The organism is Psychrobacter sp. 1Y11, assembly GCF_052259045.1.
Classification (GTDB): Bacteria; Pseudomonadota; Gammaproteobacteria; order Pseudomonadales; family Moraxellaceae; genus Psychrobacter.
On the sequence record NZ_JBQQER010000004.1, the window covers coordinates 225,953 to 241,530 of the forward strand.

General features: G+C 41.6%; 17 protein-coding genes. 12 read left to right on the top strand and 5 right to left on the bottom strand.

Annotation, left to right across the window (positions count from 1 at the left end; translation table 11 throughout):
* Positions 1 to 98: 98 nt before the first annotated feature.
* On the top strand, positions 99 to 968 hold the full coding sequence (locus ACTXGJ_RS05460) for a LysR family transcriptional regulator (protein WP_443565304.1): 870 nt from the start codon (positions 99 to 101) through the stop codon (positions 966 to 968).
* A gap of 43 nt (positions 969 to 1,011) precedes the next feature.
* Here the strand turns inward: ACTXGJ_RS05460 and ACTXGJ_RS05465 are convergent, their stop codons facing one another.
* Positions 1,012 to 2,532 (bottom strand): sensor histidine kinase, encoded by a 1,521-nt coding sequence (locus tag ACTXGJ_RS05465; protein WP_443565306.1) that lies wholly within the window; start codon positions 2,530 to 2,532, stop codon positions 1,012 to 1,014.
* A 9-nt stretch (positions 2,533 to 2,541) separates the two neighbouring features.
* Positions 2,542 to 3,219, bottom strand: a complete 678-nt coding sequence (locus ACTXGJ_RS05470; RefSeq protein ID WP_439244692.1) for a response regulator — start codon at positions 3,217 to 3,219, stop codon at positions 2,542 to 2,544.
* Positions 3,220 to 3,640: 421 nt separating this feature from the next.
* Here ACTXGJ_RS05470 and ACTXGJ_RS05475 point away from each other — a divergent pair, with 421 nt between their 5' ends.
* The 9 genes from ACTXGJ_RS05475 to ACTXGJ_RS05515 all read left to right on the top strand — a co-directional run bounded on the left by ACTXGJ_RS05475 (position 3,641) and on the right by ACTXGJ_RS05515 (position 10,393).
* A complete protein-coding gene (locus ACTXGJ_RS05475) occupies positions 3,641 to 4,249 on the top strand; it encodes a cytochrome b (RefSeq protein WP_439244691.1) in 609 nt (202 codons plus the stop codon).
* A 223-nt stretch (positions 4,250 to 4,472) separates the two neighbouring features.
* Positions 4,473 to 5,777, top strand: coding sequence for an Lcl C-terminal domain-containing protein (locus ACTXGJ_RS05480; protein WP_439244690.1), 1,305 nt, complete (start codon positions 4,473 to 4,475; stop codon positions 5,775 to 5,777).
* 255 nt (positions 5,778 to 6,032) lie between these two features.
* Positions 6,033 to 6,542, top strand: coding sequence for a Spy/CpxP family protein refolding chaperone (locus ACTXGJ_RS05485; protein ID WP_439244687.1), 510 nt, complete (start codon positions 6,033 to 6,035; stop codon positions 6,540 to 6,542).
* A 185-nt stretch (positions 6,543 to 6,727) separates the two neighbouring features.
* On the top strand, positions 6,728 to 7,183 hold the full coding sequence (locus ACTXGJ_RS05490) for a MarR family winged helix-turn-helix transcriptional regulator (RefSeq protein WP_439244684.1): 456 nt from the start codon (positions 6,728 to 6,730) through the stop codon (positions 7,181 to 7,183).
* A gap of 35 nt (positions 7,184 to 7,218) precedes the next feature.
* The gene (locus tag ACTXGJ_RS05495; protein ID WP_439244682.1) at positions 7,219 to 8,244 is read left to right on the top strand and encodes a YHYH protein; all 1,026 of its coding nucleotides are present in this window, start codon (positions 7,219 to 7,221) and stop codon (positions 8,242 to 8,244) included.
* Positions 8,222 to 8,812, top strand: coding sequence for a hypothetical protein (locus ACTXGJ_RS05500; RefSeq protein ID WP_439244680.1), 591 nt, complete (start codon positions 8,222 to 8,224; stop codon positions 8,810 to 8,812). The genes ACTXGJ_RS05495 and ACTXGJ_RS05500 overlap by 23 nt, the downstream gene beginning before the upstream one ends.
* Before the next feature lie 234 nt (positions 8,813 to 9,046).
* Entirely contained in the window at positions 9,047 to 9,358 is a 312-nt protein-coding gene (locus ACTXGJ_RS05505; protein ID WP_439257495.1) for a hypothetical protein, read from the top strand.
* Between the two features lie 264 nt (positions 9,359 to 9,622).
* On the top strand, positions 9,623 to 10,012 hold the full coding sequence (locus ACTXGJ_RS05510) for a hypothetical protein (RefSeq protein ID WP_439244676.1): 390 nt from the start codon (positions 9,623 to 9,625) through the stop codon (positions 10,010 to 10,012).
* A gap of 60 nt (positions 10,013 to 10,072) precedes the next feature.
* The gene (locus ACTXGJ_RS05515; protein WP_439244674.1) at positions 10,073 to 10,393 is read left to right on the top strand and encodes a hypothetical protein; all 321 of its coding nucleotides are present in this window, start codon (positions 10,073 to 10,075) and stop codon (positions 10,391 to 10,393) included.
* Between the two features lie 113 nt (positions 10,394 to 10,506).
* Here ACTXGJ_RS05515 and ACTXGJ_RS05520 read toward each other — a convergent pair whose 3' ends face one another.
* On the bottom strand, positions 10,507 to 11,490 hold the full coding sequence (locus ACTXGJ_RS05520; protein WP_439244672.1) for a YhdH/YhfP family quinone oxidoreductase: 984 nt from the start codon (positions 11,488 to 11,490) through the stop codon (positions 10,507 to 10,509).
* 100 nt (positions 11,491 to 11,590) lie between these two features.
* On the opposite strand from ACTXGJ_RS05520, the gene ACTXGJ_RS05525 reads away from it, so the two are divergent.
* Entirely contained in the window at positions 11,591 to 12,496 is a 906-nt protein-coding gene (locus ACTXGJ_RS05525) for a LysR family transcriptional regulator (RefSeq protein ID WP_439244670.1), read from the top strand.
* Positions 12,497 to 12,799: 303 nt separating this feature from the next.
* Here ACTXGJ_RS05525 and ACTXGJ_RS05530 read toward each other — a convergent pair whose 3' ends face one another.
* A complete protein-coding gene (locus tag ACTXGJ_RS05530) occupies positions 12,800 to 14,056 on the bottom strand; it encodes a type II toxin-antitoxin system HipA family toxin (protein WP_198337077.1) in 1,257 nt (418 codons plus the stop codon).
* Between the two features lie 4 nt (positions 14,057 to 14,060).
* The gene (locus ACTXGJ_RS05535; RefSeq protein WP_192520902.1) at positions 14,061 to 14,366 is read right to left on the bottom strand and encodes a helix-turn-helix domain-containing protein; all 306 of its coding nucleotides are present in this window, start codon (positions 14,364 to 14,366) and stop codon (positions 14,061 to 14,063) included.
* Positions 14,367 to 14,698: 332 nt separating this feature from the next.
* On the opposite strand from ACTXGJ_RS05535, the gene ACTXGJ_RS05540 reads away from it, so the two are divergent.
* Entirely contained in the window at positions 14,699 to 15,568 is an 870-nt protein-coding gene (locus ACTXGJ_RS05540) for an exonuclease domain-containing protein (protein ID WP_439257497.1), read from the top strand.
* The last annotated feature ends 10 nt before the right edge of the window (positions 15,569 to 15,578 follow it).

Genomic DNA, 15,578 nt, shown 5'->3' on the forward strand with positions numbered 1-15,578 from the left:
CCTGTTTGATAGGTTTATTATTTAACCTGGAGCTACTATACAAAGTTATATTTATTACGTAAAATTATCATTTATTATAAATATAAGTATGGTTTGTAATGATAAATACCACCTGGTTACGTACTTTTTGTACTTTGGTAGAAGTTGGCCATTTCACTCGTACGGCTGAGCGCTTACACATGACGCAATCTGGGGTTAGCCAACATATCAGTAAACTTGAATCACAGTTAGATATCGCACTACTCATACGCCAAGGGAAGCAGTTCTCGCTAACTCATGCTGGCAAGACGCTTTATAAAGAGGCTTCGGGTATCTTGTTAAAGCTATCTAATTTAGAGCAGCAGCTTAGTCATGACTCAGCATTTGAAGGTAAGGCGCGCTTAATGTCACCTGGTAGTGTTGGGCTGAAGCTCTATCCCAAACTATTGTCATTACAACAGCAGCACCCTAAGCTCATCATTGATTATCGTTTTGCTCCAAATCCAGATATCGAACAGGCACTTGTTAATCATGAGATTGACATAGGTTTTATGACAACTATTTCAGCGTCAGAGACGATAAGTTGTCAAGTTATTGCCACAGAAGCTTTGATGTTAGTGACGCCGGCTAGTGTTGAGACGCCAAGTTGGGAGACTCTCATACAACTTGGATTTATTGATCATCCTGACGGCGCACATCATGCCAGCATGTTGCTCAGCGCCAATTATCCAAACTTTCAGCACAGTAATGACTTTGAGCAAAAGGGTTTTTCCAATCAGATAGCGCTAATTTTGGAGCCTGTAGGTCGAGGGCTTGGATTTACGGTGTTACCTGCCCATGCGGTTGCCGCTTATCAAAAACCTCAGCTTATCAAAAGCCATTATCTGCCAACGCCAGTTAGTGAGACGCTCTATTTAGCAACCAAGCATGACCATGTACTACCTAATAGAATGCAGACTGTGATTGATGAGGTAAAGAGATGGCTGTAGTTTTACCCTATTAGACAGGATCTGATCTACTATAGGCATATTGTCAGATAGATACTGGTAATACTATTTCAACGATAAGTCCCTGAATACCATCTTCACGATTGCGAGCACTAATCTGTCCTTGGTGCGCGGCAATAATCGCCTGAGCAATAGCCAGTCCAAGACCGTAACCACCTTCTTGTTTGCTGGTTTTATTAAGAGCAGAACTTGTTGGGCGTTGTCTGGACGCATCTAAGCGTACAAAGGGCTGAAAGATACGCTCTAGATTATCGTTATCTATGCCCGATCCTTGATCTACAATACTTATTTTCAGTGCAGACGTTTGATTCGTAAGTTTAATAGTTTCAATATTGGCTGCGACGATAGAGTGCGAGTTTGAATAGATAAAAGCATTACGAATCACATTTTCAAAAGCGCTATGTAATTGTTCTCGATTACCAACGATAGTGTATGAAAGCTTATCATCACTTGCCTCAACACTATTATTCAAGCATCGCCATTCAATGTGTTTATCATAAAACTCAAAGCTCACGTCCTGACCAATCCCATCAAGGAGCATCGCTATATCTATGGACTCGCAGTCCTCAGGGCGTGCCACATAACGCTGCATTTGTAGGGACTGAATATGAATAATCTGCCCAATAAGCTCATTCATTCGAGTGGACTCTTTTTGGATACGATCCAGATAATGCGTCGCATTGGGTGCATAATCACGAGTCAGCTCAGTTGCCACCTCAAGGCGTGCTAGTGGCGAGCGCAGCTCATGAGAGATGTCGCTAAGCATTTGCTTACGGGACATCTCGCTATCAGCCAGTCTATTAGACAAGTCTGCAACATCTTTTGCCAAAGCACCCAATTCATCATCCCCAAGATTAGATAAATCATCACCCGCCAAATAATCACCTGCGCTCATACGATGCACCCTAAACTGAACCTGACGAATACGTTTAGATAAAGCACGGCTAAACCAGTAACAAGCCAATAGACTAAACAGTAAAATAATACCAAAGCGCACCGGAAAATGAGTTCTTTGTAAGGCGATAAGATCGGGCAGCGGCAGGCGCGGTTGTAGTTGCACAGTATAAGTATAGCTATCAGGTGTGGTGACAGATATATCCTGCAGCTCAGGATAATTGTCCGTACTTGGCACCACCTCTTGAATCATTGGGTTGGGTAGCAAGGTGCGGTTATTGTCTGCCTCGGTTGGCCTGTTATTTCGCCTTATTGACGGTATAAAGCGTGAGTATAAGGGCGCGCCGTGTTCATCAACGATAATAATCTGATCACGAAGACCACGCTCATTGCGATAGATTTGTCGTACCCCGTCATAGTCACCTGCCTTGAGTGTCTGTATTACCTCTTGACGCACAGTGACTAGGTGCGCCACTTGCATCGCCATCCGTGATTCTAGTGCTTGCGCGTTTATCCCTCTCTCTATGGCGACCGATATCACTGACGTTAATAGCAACAGCAATAATAGACTTAAAAAAAGTCGCCAAAATAGGGGTAGTGAAGGAATAACTTTGCGCTTTTTATCTGATTTTTGATCCAAATTATTTATCATAATTATTTATCACAACACCAACTGATAGCCTCTACCACGAATAGCCTTAATAGGCTCATCATGAAAGGGCTGAAGTTTTTTGCGCAGGCGCGAGACATGCACATCAAGGCTACGATCAAAGGGCTGTAGCTCACGCTGTAGTACGGTTTGCGATAGCCACTCTTTGCTGACAACCTCACCTTGGTGCTGTAGCAGTGCCACTAATAAATCAAACTCAGTACCGGTCACTTGTAGAGGAGTACCATCGATGGTGCAGATACGATGATCTTGATCTAGAGTTAAGCGCTCATGAGTGAGAGTAGGGGCATTTATGGTTGGCATGGTGGTGCGCTTAATAACGGCGTTGATACGTGCCAGCAATTCTCTAGGGTTAAAAGGTTTGGCAATATAATCATCAGCGCCAAGCTCAAGACCAATAATACGATCAATCTCATCGCCTTTTGCCGTCAACATAATCACAGGGATTTGACGAGTGGCTGGCAGCTGACGCAATACGCTAAGCCCATCTATTTTGGGCATCATAATATCGAGTACGAGCAGATCATACTCATAAGCGGTATCTTGCAAGCGCTCTAGCACTTGCTCGCCATCATAGACACAATCACAGCTGACCTCATAATTAGACAAGTACTCTTGCAGTAATTGAGTCAGCTCTTCGTCATCGTCGCCAAGCAAAATATGGGTCATCAGCTAGTCCTAAGTTTTTGATAAAAGATCGCTTATTAGCATACTGTTTTTGTGCGTCGCTCATACTACTAAATTCAACGAAGCTAAATTTAATAAAATCACATCCAACGAAACCACATCCAACAAAGCCATCAGAGCATTCCACACATTCAGTGCATAAAGTCAGTTTACAAGAGATAAGAGCCTAATGGCGTCAATCGTAACCTTTCTTAAAGTTTCATAAATCTACGCAACATGCCTTTGCAGTATCATTTGTTTTGTCGATAGAGATACATTTATCAAAAGATTAGCAATAAACTGCAAAATTATAAATCGAACATGGCACTTAATTAATCATTCGAGACATTAACAGAAAAGACAACAAGTTTTTTTAGTATTTCCAAAACTAGCAGCGTCATCGCTACCAAACTGAGTATAAGTTATGTCTACTATTGCTTTAAAAAATACAAAATACAGCTATGGTTTGATAGCCATCATATTCCACTGGATTGTCGCGCTCGCTTTTATTGGTAATTATGTCATCATTTATTATCAACACTGGTTTGTAACGCCCAAAACCGACCTGGCAAAATCATTATTTTCGTTTCATACCGCGATTGGGGTTTCTGTCTTAGTGTTTGTTGTGCTGCGAATCATTTGGAAATTCATGAACCAGCAGCCCAAAGACGTGCCAGGCACTAAGATGGAGCACTTAGCAGCACATGGCGCTCATATATTATTATATATCGTAATGATTGTTATCCCGCTTACGGGCTATCTTGGCACAGGCGGTCCCTCGCAGCTGTTCTTTTTATTTGAAATCCCTAAATTTGCTGATACGCAAATATTTCAAACGGTTGTGCAAGGTTGGATGAATCTGACATGGGAGCAGTTTGAAGCGCCTATGGATTTTATCCATAAACAAGGCGGTGCTTATTTTGTATGGGTATTAATCGCGGTTCACGCGGGCGCGGCGCTGTATCATCACTTTATTCGTAAAGACATTGTACTCAAACGCATGCTTTATCCGATGAAGCCGCCAAAGGAATAACTATTTGGCATTTATCCTTCAATCATTTACTTTTTATAAAACCTAAATAAAGTATAGTCGGTTCACTATAAAAATGTTATAGCAAGGCTGATAGAAATTTTTGCAGCATCGAAACTGCGTAGGCACAGCACGCCAGAAAATTTTTGTCGGCCTTGCTGGTTAATAAAATACATGACAATTTTATTTAGAAGCAACTATAAAACGCTAACAAGGACAGCTACCTATGATAAGCCAAAATTTAAACGATAAGTGTCATAACTTCCAACAGTCTAGAAAATGGGTAGGTACACTGTTAAGCATTAGCGTCATCGGGCTATTGAGTGCGTGTAGTCATAGCTCTCAGCCATTAAGTGACAATAGTAATCAGGCGAATACCAATTCGCAATCCTTAATCGAGACAGACTTTAGCTATCCAATTATCGACACTCAGCAGCAGCTTTGCTTTGATAACGAAGGCACGGCGATTACTTGCCCTGATTTGAGTGATGCACTGTATGGGCAAGATGCTCAATTTGAGGGTGTCAAAGCGTCTTATACTAATAATCAAGATGGCACGGTGACAGATAACGTAACGCACTTGATGTGGCAAAAAACACCCGATTATCAACACTATCAGCACGATGATGCTGTCAACTACTGTGCCAATCTAGCGGTAGGCGGTTATGATGACTGGCGACTGCCTACTATCAAAGAGCTGTATTCGCTCGCTGATTTTCGCGGTGAGCTGGTTGACCCAAGCGACAATAGCAAGAACACCCCTTATATTGATACCGACTATTTTGACTTTAAATACGATCAACGCATGGCTTATATCGGGCAGTACTGGTCAAGTACCAAATACACGCGCGGGCCGCTGCATAATAGCGAAAACGTCGATGCCGCGTTTGGCTTTAACTTTGCGGATGGTCATATCAAAGCGTATGAGACAGGTTATGTCTTTGGTACAGACAACAAAACAGTGCAAGCGCCAGGCAACTTTGTACGCTGCGTACGGGCCCCAGAAAACGTCTATGGCGTCAACGATTTTGTGACCAATAACGATGGCACGGTAACTGACAATGCCACTGGACTGATGTGGCAGCAAGCAGATGATGAGATGAGATACTCATGGCAAGACGCTCTGATCGTCGCCAAAAATGCCAAGCTGGCAGGTTATGATGACTGGCGGCTGCCAAATACTAAAGAGCTGCAAAGTATTGTGGACTATGGGGGAGAAGTAGGTGAGTTTCCTGCTATTGATACGCAGTTTTTTACGCTAAGTGCTGACAATACTGTGGCTGACCCAACGTGGGTATGGACTAATACGACCCAAGGCGACTTTAAGTACACGGCGGATTATATCTCTTTTGGTAAAGCCTTTAGCAAAAAGAACTCAAGTGCGACAACGTATTACGACTGGCATGGCGCAGGCGCACAGCGTAGTGATCCAAAATCTGGTCATCCTGCTGATTATGATATGGCTTCTGAAAATGCTACTGATTTGGTCATGACTAAGAACTATGTTCTATTAGTTCGTGATGCTAAGTAATATCAGCAGTAGTGGAAGTAAATAAAACCAATGTAGCTCGGTGGACTGGGTGAAGTTTTTGGCGCTTAACTAAAGATATCAGTAGTGACAATCGTAACCTTTCTTAAAGTTTCATAAATCTACGCAACATGCCTTTGTATTATGATTTGTCTTGTCGATAGAACCTTGTTTTATCACGGAGCTGACAATGATTCGCAAGACTGTAAATTGAGCAAGCCCTCATAACTTTAACATTCATTCCAAAAGGAAATCATAATGAAAAATTTAACCATCGCCACCCTATTATCAGCGTCAACTTTATTAGGAATGGCTGGCATTGCCAGTGCCGCACCAGACAATCAAACGCCGCGCGCATCCCAGATGCAACATCACAAAGGCAGTATGTCTGCAACTAGAGGGCCATTAGCACAGCTCAATCTGACAGCTACGCAGCAAGCTCAAATTGAAGCTATCAGAGAAAATAAAAAGGCGGAGCGTGATAACAACCGCGCGCAAAACCAAGCTCAGCGAGAGCAGATGCGCGAGCAAGTACAAGCCTTATCAAATGCCAATACGCTCGATACGGTCGCCTTAAATCGCTTAGCAGATCAACATGCCCAGCAGGCCAAGCAGCGTTTTATCGATAGGGTTCAAAGCCAACAAGCGATCGCTAAAGTATTGACTGCGGATCAGCGCGCACAATTGCAGCAGATGCGAGCAGAGCGCGGTGAGCAAGGTGAGAATAGAGGTAGAGGCGACAGAGGCCATAGCCGCAGTGGTGCTTAATATTGTTTATTTACAAATGCATTTTTGATAAGTTAAATCTATAAGTCTGACATAACCCTACTATCATATCGATAGTAGGGCTTTTCAATGATTATCTGACAGTAAAACTTTTAAATATTTACTTTACAATAGCTATTAATTATTAGCATGCTAATAATTAATATACTAACTGTATTATGAGTCATATGCCAAACCAACCTTATCCGTTCCATTTCTTTTTGCACTGTGGCCATCTTATTGAAGAGCGCTTGCGCATCAAGCTTGCGCCTTTAGAGATCACGCCGCGTCAGGCACGAGTATTAGATGCACTGGGCAGGATGGGACAAGCGTCGCAAGTACAATTGGCTGACGAATTTGGCTTATCTGCCGCCAGTATGAGCACCATGACCACTCGACTGTTGGCAGCAGGCCTGATAGAAAAGCGCGTCGATGCGCAAGAGCTACGTAGTAATGTGCTTAAGCTCTCTGAACATGGAAGCAGTTTGTTGAAGCAGATTTATCAGGTATGGAGGCAGATGGATCAGGAGATAGAGGCTGCCATTGGAACTGAAAACGCGATTCAACTTGCAACGATTACACATAAGCTACGCAATGCTTTTGGTGGGTTTACCCCAGGTGAGAGTGAGTCAAACGCCAATTAAACAATGCTATAAATTATCATCATAAGGATATGGTAATGCAACGTCATGCCGTTACACTCAGCTTAACTTGTTTAACACTAGCTATCGCCTCGATTGGTTTATCAGCTTGTAGTAGTGAGGTGACTAATACCAATACAAATACTAGTGTTCCGATTATAGATCTAAACGCCATAGCACAATCCGTGCAACCCGCTTACTTTTTAGAAAAAGGATTAGTTGAGCCAATCAGTACGGTATCTTGCTCATTATCAGATGGCAGTACGGGTGACTGCTACAAAATCGTCACCAAGAATACGCCAAGCGATGTCGGCATGGGGCCTTGGTGCCCGAGCAATATCGCCGATGATGCCTCAAAGGGCGGCATTTGGTTAGAGAATGGAGAGGTCTATGATGTCGATGGCAAATTTATTCAAAACTTGGCTGAATTTTATGGTGATAGCAACTGGAATATGTATAACAAAACTACAGGTGAGATCATAAAAACCTCAACGCTTGAGGAATGTGTGGCTACTGCCAATCCTAATGTCGGCGCAGAATATCGTAACTACTGCGTTGAGTGTTTGCCTGAATATGTCACAGACTTAAGCGAAACTTTTTATATTCCAGTCACTCCAAAACCCGCTGCTACTATCACTAAATTTGGCGGGCCAGGCCCGCACGCAACTGGTCCATCAGTACGGGGAATAGCCTTTAATGGCGTACGCTTTGACGCGCCAGCGCCTGTGAGTAATATATTAGCAGCCTATACTATAGCTCCCTTTGATGATGCAGGTGGTCATATCAACCCTAATGCAGGTTACCATTATCATGCCGCGACAGGCATGACTACTGCTATTGCTCAGGATGATGGACACGCGCCAATGATCGGCTACGCCCTTGATGGGTATGGTTTATATGCCAATACAGATACCAATGCTGGTGCTGAAAGCAATGAATATACTGACCTTGATGCGGCGCGTGGACACGAAGATAGCGTGCGCGGCTATCACTATCATGTCGATAAAGCGGGTAATAATAACTTTATCAATGGACTACGGGGTGTCTATGCTATTAATCATTAGGTTACCAACGAATAGACTAAAAACTAGCCTACCGCAGATTAAAATTTCACCAAAGGCTATTACATACCTAGTAGCGTTAGGTCTTAGTTTAACGAGTCTTAATTCCTCAGCCCATGATCCGAACACAGCGACGCTTATCCTATCTAAATCGGCTAGCGGCGAGTACCTAGTGCAGCTGAACGGCGCCTTGACAGGGGTTGAGGCGCAAATTAATCAGACTTACTCAAAAGAGGCGTATCAGACAGCTGAGCAGTTTGAAGACTTAGCGCGCAAGCATTTTGTGGATTCGCTGACGCTTGTTGTCAATGATCAGCACATTGCCATAACCAATCCGATTGTGCAATTGGGTCATGGCACCCAGTTTATGGCCAAAGCTCAGGGAGTTCCTAAAACAATTGAATCTATTGAGCTGAGCAATACGTTTTTTAAAGATTTACATGGCAATAAGATGACCGTTGTCTTTTTATCTGATCAGCTGTCAAGCTCTAAGTATGTGCTTAATGATAAAAACAATCATCATTTAAGTCTGACCTTTAAACAAGGTCAATGGTGGCAAAATGATAGGTAAAACTTTTGACTTTGTTAGAGTAAATTGTGCAGACCTATATTTAGAGGAATAGTGCTATAAGAAGAGTTTTTTTTAAATACTGGTAAAGTAACAAATGTCACCTTTCTTAAAGTTTCATAAATATACGCAACCCCATTATTATTTATACTCTCCTTTGTAATCAAAGCATTGGTAACTACGACATTGTTACCTACGACAAGGTCGAATTATTGAATATAAAGCCAAAAAGAAATAATGATGAAAAAATTAATGATCAGTTTAGTTATAGCGACTTCTAGCTGTTTTGCGATGCTCAGTCCGGCTAGTGCAGCTAGTCATAAAACAGAAACGCACTCCTCTCAAGTTCAGAATCAAAAAGAGAAAGCTAATGCTAAGCAAGTAAAAGCTAAGCAAGTCGCTGCCTCAAAGCATAAAATAACTAAGCAGCACTCAAAGCCTGAGCCTGTCAAAAAATCTACTTCCGCTCAGCATAAGAACGTACATGTCAAGGCTAAGAATGGCTCTCCTAAACACTTTACTGCTCAGAAAAAAGTCGATCAAAGATAGACGTTATAAAACATAGAGGAATGAGTGATAAACACTTTGTATAACGAACCAGCCTTATTAGGTTGGTTTTTTATGTTTATAAAAGCTAATAATATAGAATATAGCAGCAATCGTTACCTTTCTTAAAGTTTCATAAATCTCCGTAACGTAGAAAGTGAATATACTTTCTTGATGGGGTATGGGATCGCTTCAATATTTCACCTATCGATTCAGGCAGTTAGGTTATAACTGTTCACAGCAGCTCTAAATGTAAAAGGAGTTATCATGAAGAGTATAGCAGTAAGCTTTTTTATATCGCTAGTAGAGAATATTGCAGTTGTTTTAATATTGCCAACTCTAAAAAATTTTGCTCTTGGTGTGATGTTAGCGGTATCTACAATTTTTACGATAATTAACCCTGCAAATGCTGCTGCTAATGATATGACACATTACCCTACATCAGTAGCGGCTCATCAAGTAACTACCAAAGAATCTGAATCAATAAATCTAAGTAACGAGGCATCTGATACGCATAAGAGTAGCCATTCTAAAAATAGTGATCAACAGAAATATCATCGATCAAAATACGAGAGTGTCAAGAAAAAAGTTGAGATGAATCGAATGCTCAAAACAGGTGAGGGTCGCAGATTAGGGTCTGGGAGTTATAGCTCTTAGTTTTAAAACTAAATATTCAAATCAGCACCTACTATGAATATTACAACAAGGAGTATTATCATGAGAAATTATTTTAGTATGTTTAGCACTAAAGTACGATTATTTTGTTTAGGCTCAGCATTATTCATAGCACCAGTAACCTCAACTTTTGCCATATTACCTATGATGTCACAAGTATTTGAACCTAGCTCAATTACTGTGAATTCTGATGATGAGAAGCAATGGAATAGCTATAATGACTTGAGTGGTGAAGACAGTTATTTAGATGTTGCCAGTAATACAGATAAACAATATAAATCTGAATTACTAGCATTTGATATACAGCAACTACCTATTCTGAGTCTTAGTGAACGCACTATTATTATGAGATCAACGTTATAAGTTATTTTATTAAAATGTTGAAGAATAGCGTCTTAAAAGAGCCGTTCCTAAAAGGTGAGTCTCTCCTGACTATACTGGATCGACTCATTCTCTATATTGATAATCACAAACGCTTATAAAATCTTGACCACATAGCGACCAACGGACTGTCCCTCTAGCATCAACTGATAAGTTGCTTTGATATCTTCAAGCGCAATCTCATTGGTGATACTCGCTAGTGCCTCCACCTTCCATTCATCAGCGAGTTTATCCCAAGCCGCTTGCTTCTTGTCCAGATTGCACTCGACAGAGTCAATACCGATTAATCTGACACCTCGTAAAATAAATGGAAATACGTTAGTATTTAATTCATGGGAAGCGGTCAAACCACAACAGGTCGCGACACCATCATATTTTATATATTTTAAAGCATTGGCTAAGATATCACCGCCAACCGTATCAACTACTCCAGCATATCTCTCAGCCATCATTGGCTTTTTGGCGTCCTCATTAAAGGCTTGTCTGAGAATAACTTCTGTGGCACCAATTTGCTTTAAGTACTCTATTTGCGTCTGTTTTCCTGACACTGCAACGACATTAAAGCCTATTTTACTCAGTATTGAAACCGCTATAGAACCGACGCCGCCTGTCGCCCCAGTTACTAAAACCTCGCCATCTTCAGGCTTGACACCATTATTTATCAGCTCATTAACGCTCAAAGCTGCAGTCAGTCCTGCCGTGCCAAAAGTCATGATGTCTTTGTCAGTCATTTCTATCGGTACTCTTGCAACCCATGAGGCTGGAACTTTGACAAACTCTGCATGACCGCCATCGGTATCCATGCCCAAATCATAACCCGTCACTAGCACTTTTTCGCCGATAGCAAAGGCATCAGAAGTGGTTTCATGTACCACGCCTGCCACATCGATACCTGTGATATGTGGGAATTTTCTGGTCACGCCAGGATTACCTATAGAACTTAAGGCATCCTTATAATTTAGGGAAGAATAAGTGGCCTTTATGACCACTTCATTTTCGCCGCATTGAGGTACAGGAACCTCTTGTATGCTGCTTGAGAATTTTTTATCTTCGCTTTTTTTGACGACAAATGCTTTCATAATATGACACCAATTAGTTAAGTAGCTACTATCATAACGCTGGCTTATTGCATAATAAACAGGGTAATATTTGATACATTATCAAATAAGAATTGAAAATATGTTGTTATCCGATCTTGAAGTTATTTTAAAAATCGCCGAACACCGCAGTATCACAGCTGCGGCAACGCATCTGGACATGCGCGCGGCCACTGCTAGTGCGGCACTCAAACGGGTCGAAAAAGCGTTAGGTGCTGAAATATTTATCCGAACGACGCGGCAGTTACGGCTATCGAGTGCAGGAGAGCGCTATATACCGGAATGTGAAAAAGCTCTGTTACTGCTTGAACAAGCGCGGCAAAATATAAAAGAAGACCTCGACGTCGTTGATGGTGAGCTGCGAATCACCCTACCTTCTGATCTAGGACGTAACGTTGTCACTCCATGGCTTGATGAGTTATTAGACAAGCATCCAAATTTAAGCTTGAGAGTGAACTTGAGTGATAGTCAGATCGACTTTTATCGCGACTCTGTAGATATGGCATTACGCTATGGCTCACCCAAAGATGCTGGATTTTATGGCTTTAAGATATGTGATACGCAAGGCCTGCTTTGCGCATCGCCCGAGTATTTAGAAGAGCATGGCATACCTCAACACCCGCATGAGCTACCAGCGCACAATGCCCTGTTTTATCAGCTGTACGATAAGACTCATGATGTTTGGGAGTTCACCAAAGATAAACAAATACATAAAGTAAAAATGAATGGCAACCGAGCGTCTAATGATGGCGATCTGGTTAAGCATTGGTGTATTGAAGGCAAAGGGCTTGCGGTAAAGTCTTGTTTGGATCTATCTAACGATATATTAGCAGGTAGACTGATTCCTATCATGACTGACTATCAAGCAAAGCAAAATGAGCTTTGGCTAATTTGCCCAAGCAGGCAGTCGATAACACCTGCAGTAAGATTGCTTCGGGATACCTTAAGAGAAAAATGTGCTGAGCTTATAAATCGTTTATCTATATAGCCTCTGCTGTTAAACGCGATTATTGACGCTAGTTGACAAAATATCACCTTTTTAAAGCCGATAAAGGATTAGATATGTTAATTGATGACCGAATCAAATAGCTTATGACAAGTGTTTAATAAAGACTAAAGCTTAGGTATGATAAGGTTTTCAAGGGTCTAAAGTAATGCGAGGTTATGTCTAAATACAATGGTTGGTGCGCCCACCACGCAACGACTATATCAATTAAAGTCTTTTAAAATAAGGGTTTTATAGGCTTTTGTATTATTTTTAACAACAAATTTAACAACTTATATAACGCCATCAACTTGCCATCCGCTCAATGTTATCTTTTATATCACAAGCGACCTTATTTGATAACTCTTTTTCAATATCATAGTTGTCAATGATAGTTAAAAACGCTTCAGCGACTGATGCTACTTGATCAATCATTGCTTGAGCTTTATTTTTCTTAATATCAGCTGCTTTAGCCAGTTTCAGTAAGTCAGATCGAGTAGGGTGCTTCGCTTCACCTGTCACATCCATTTGATGATAACCATTCATTCCTGAGTTATAAGCAAGATCATAAACGGGCGCTAATGACCACCTGCCAGCTTTGTCCATCATAAAAGAGAAGTTTTTGCTATGGTCGTCTTTATTATTAAAAATCACATTAAATACCGCATGCCTAAAACCGTCTTCTACCGCGGCTTGTGACCCAGTTAACATACGCACACAGCGCAAATACTGCAGATAATCTAGCGATGGGATGCGAAAATCAATGTCTAATAAGCCTGCCAGCGTATGAGTATGCACGCGCTGATCGCCTATTCGGTCAAAACGCTCAACCCCAAACGCGGCATAGTCGTTATTAATATCAAAATAGTGATGCGCTGGCATGTTAAGACCTGCTTGTTTTGCCATATCAGCGTAAAGCGCTTCTAATAGACAGACGCTTTTGTGCTCAGACTGAGCAGGGAACTTGATAAGCCAAGGTGTTGCCGGTGGGTTTGCGCGGGTTAAATCAGTAGTGATAAAATCACTTGCCTCATCATATAAAACCAACGCTTTTGGTCTAGCGCCCTGAGGGGAGCCGCCAATAACGATAAGCTCAGCCAATATGTCACTGTCTTGACCCGATAGAATGGTTTGATTGGCAGCCGCAAGCTTCGCTAAAGTCAGCTCCGGCATATCAATAGCATCAGATAAGTCATGCTCAGGTTCAAAGCTCAGGGCGCCCATGGCTGAATCGCCAATATAAGCCAAGCGATCTAAAACATTAATTTGCTGTATAGGTTTGTCCATAACCTTCCGAAAAAACCTATCCATCAGCAGCATGCCCCAACCATCAGGCAAGCTATCTGACAACAGACCGCAAAGATAATGACTGGACGCATGACTGCCATAATAAGGCGCACTGCGTAGTGGCATCTCGATAGGCGATATCTCTAAACCATCAGCAATCCACGCCGCATCATAGCCAAATACAGGGCGGCGTCCGTCCATTGTGAGCTGACCGATAAGACGCTTAGATCCAAAGCCTTTATAATAGACATTAATAACAGATATTGGTTGGTACATAGCGTTACTCGCTAGCTTTATTTGATGCTCGCAGGCGTGGGTTTTGTTTAGCGATAATGTCTTCAATACTGCTAGGTTTGATGTCAAACAATTCGGCAAAATGATTAATCATACCAAGTGCAATGGCAAGCCGGATTACATTATCTAGCGTGCCACCTTGTCCCGACTCAATGCGAGCCACTGTACTGACACCAACACCTGCTTTTTCTGCTAGAGTAGCTTGGGTTAGATTGAGTACCAATCGCTGCGTTTTTAGGCGCTCACCCAAAATGACAGCTATCTCACTTGGCGTATAAAAATCAAATCGCATATTATGTTAATCGCTCATAATTGGATGTTTAAGTGCTATTATAGCATTTAAAGACTCAAATATGAATGATGGTGTATATAAGTAATAAGTTGACAGCAAATTATATTGCTCTAGCACTCATCTTTAGTGTCATGAATCATGCGGAAAATATTAAAATATAGTTTTAACCCTTTAAAGTATAGCGCTTGTGAAGCAAGAAGATGTCGCAAGGCTATCGTCAGAGTTTCAATAGAGCTCTATTCATATTTATCAATCAGATAGGTTGGGATGTCAATTTTAGTTTACTGTTATTAGCGATTCAGATATATTACATACCATTTGTGCAAGGATAGATGATGAATTTCGTGACTATTGATGTGGAAACTGCTAACTCAGATGTCGGCTCTATTTGCCAAATAGGAATGGCGAAATATATCAAGGGTAAGCTGGTAGATACTTACTGTCATTTTATCAGACCAGCGTCTAGCTTTAGTCGAGTAAATACAGGCATTCACGGTATCGATACCATACAAGTTAAAGACGCGCCGTCTATGTTTGATATTTATGGCAATATCATTCAGTTTGTTGGGAACAATATGGTGGTCAGTTACACCGATTTTGATCAAAGAGCGATAACCAAATGCTTAGATGATCATAATTTACCGCTACCTTCTTGGCAATGGGTGGACGCCTCACGCATGGTACGTGATACTTGTCAGCGCTTTAAGGATTCAGGATATAACCTTGCCAATGTGTGCCGCGAGTGGCGATATGATTTTAACCATCATGACGCCTTAGAAGACGCTAAGGCATGCGGTTTTGTGACAACTACGATTCTTAGAGAAAATAGCGCCTGCATTACAGAGTGGTTACAAGACGCCTCATCTCAAGCAAACACCAAACGCACGCCGCCGCGATTCCCTCAAAATCGAGCGATAGCAGGCAATAAAGAGGGGCGGTTTTTTGGACTAAATATTTGTTTTACAGGTGAGCTGTCCATAAAGCGGGCTGAAATTACTGAGATTGCTGCAAAGCAAGGATTTCATGTTAAGGCAGGTGTGTCCAAAAAGCTTGATTACTTGGTTGTGGGAACGCCCGACTTAGCCGTACTAAATGGACATGACAAAAGCAGTAAACAGCGCAAGTCTGAGGCGCTGATAGCAGAAGGTAGTGATATCAGTATTATTACAGAGCATGAGTTTCTTAAAATACTAAAACTATAGTTGATTCTTT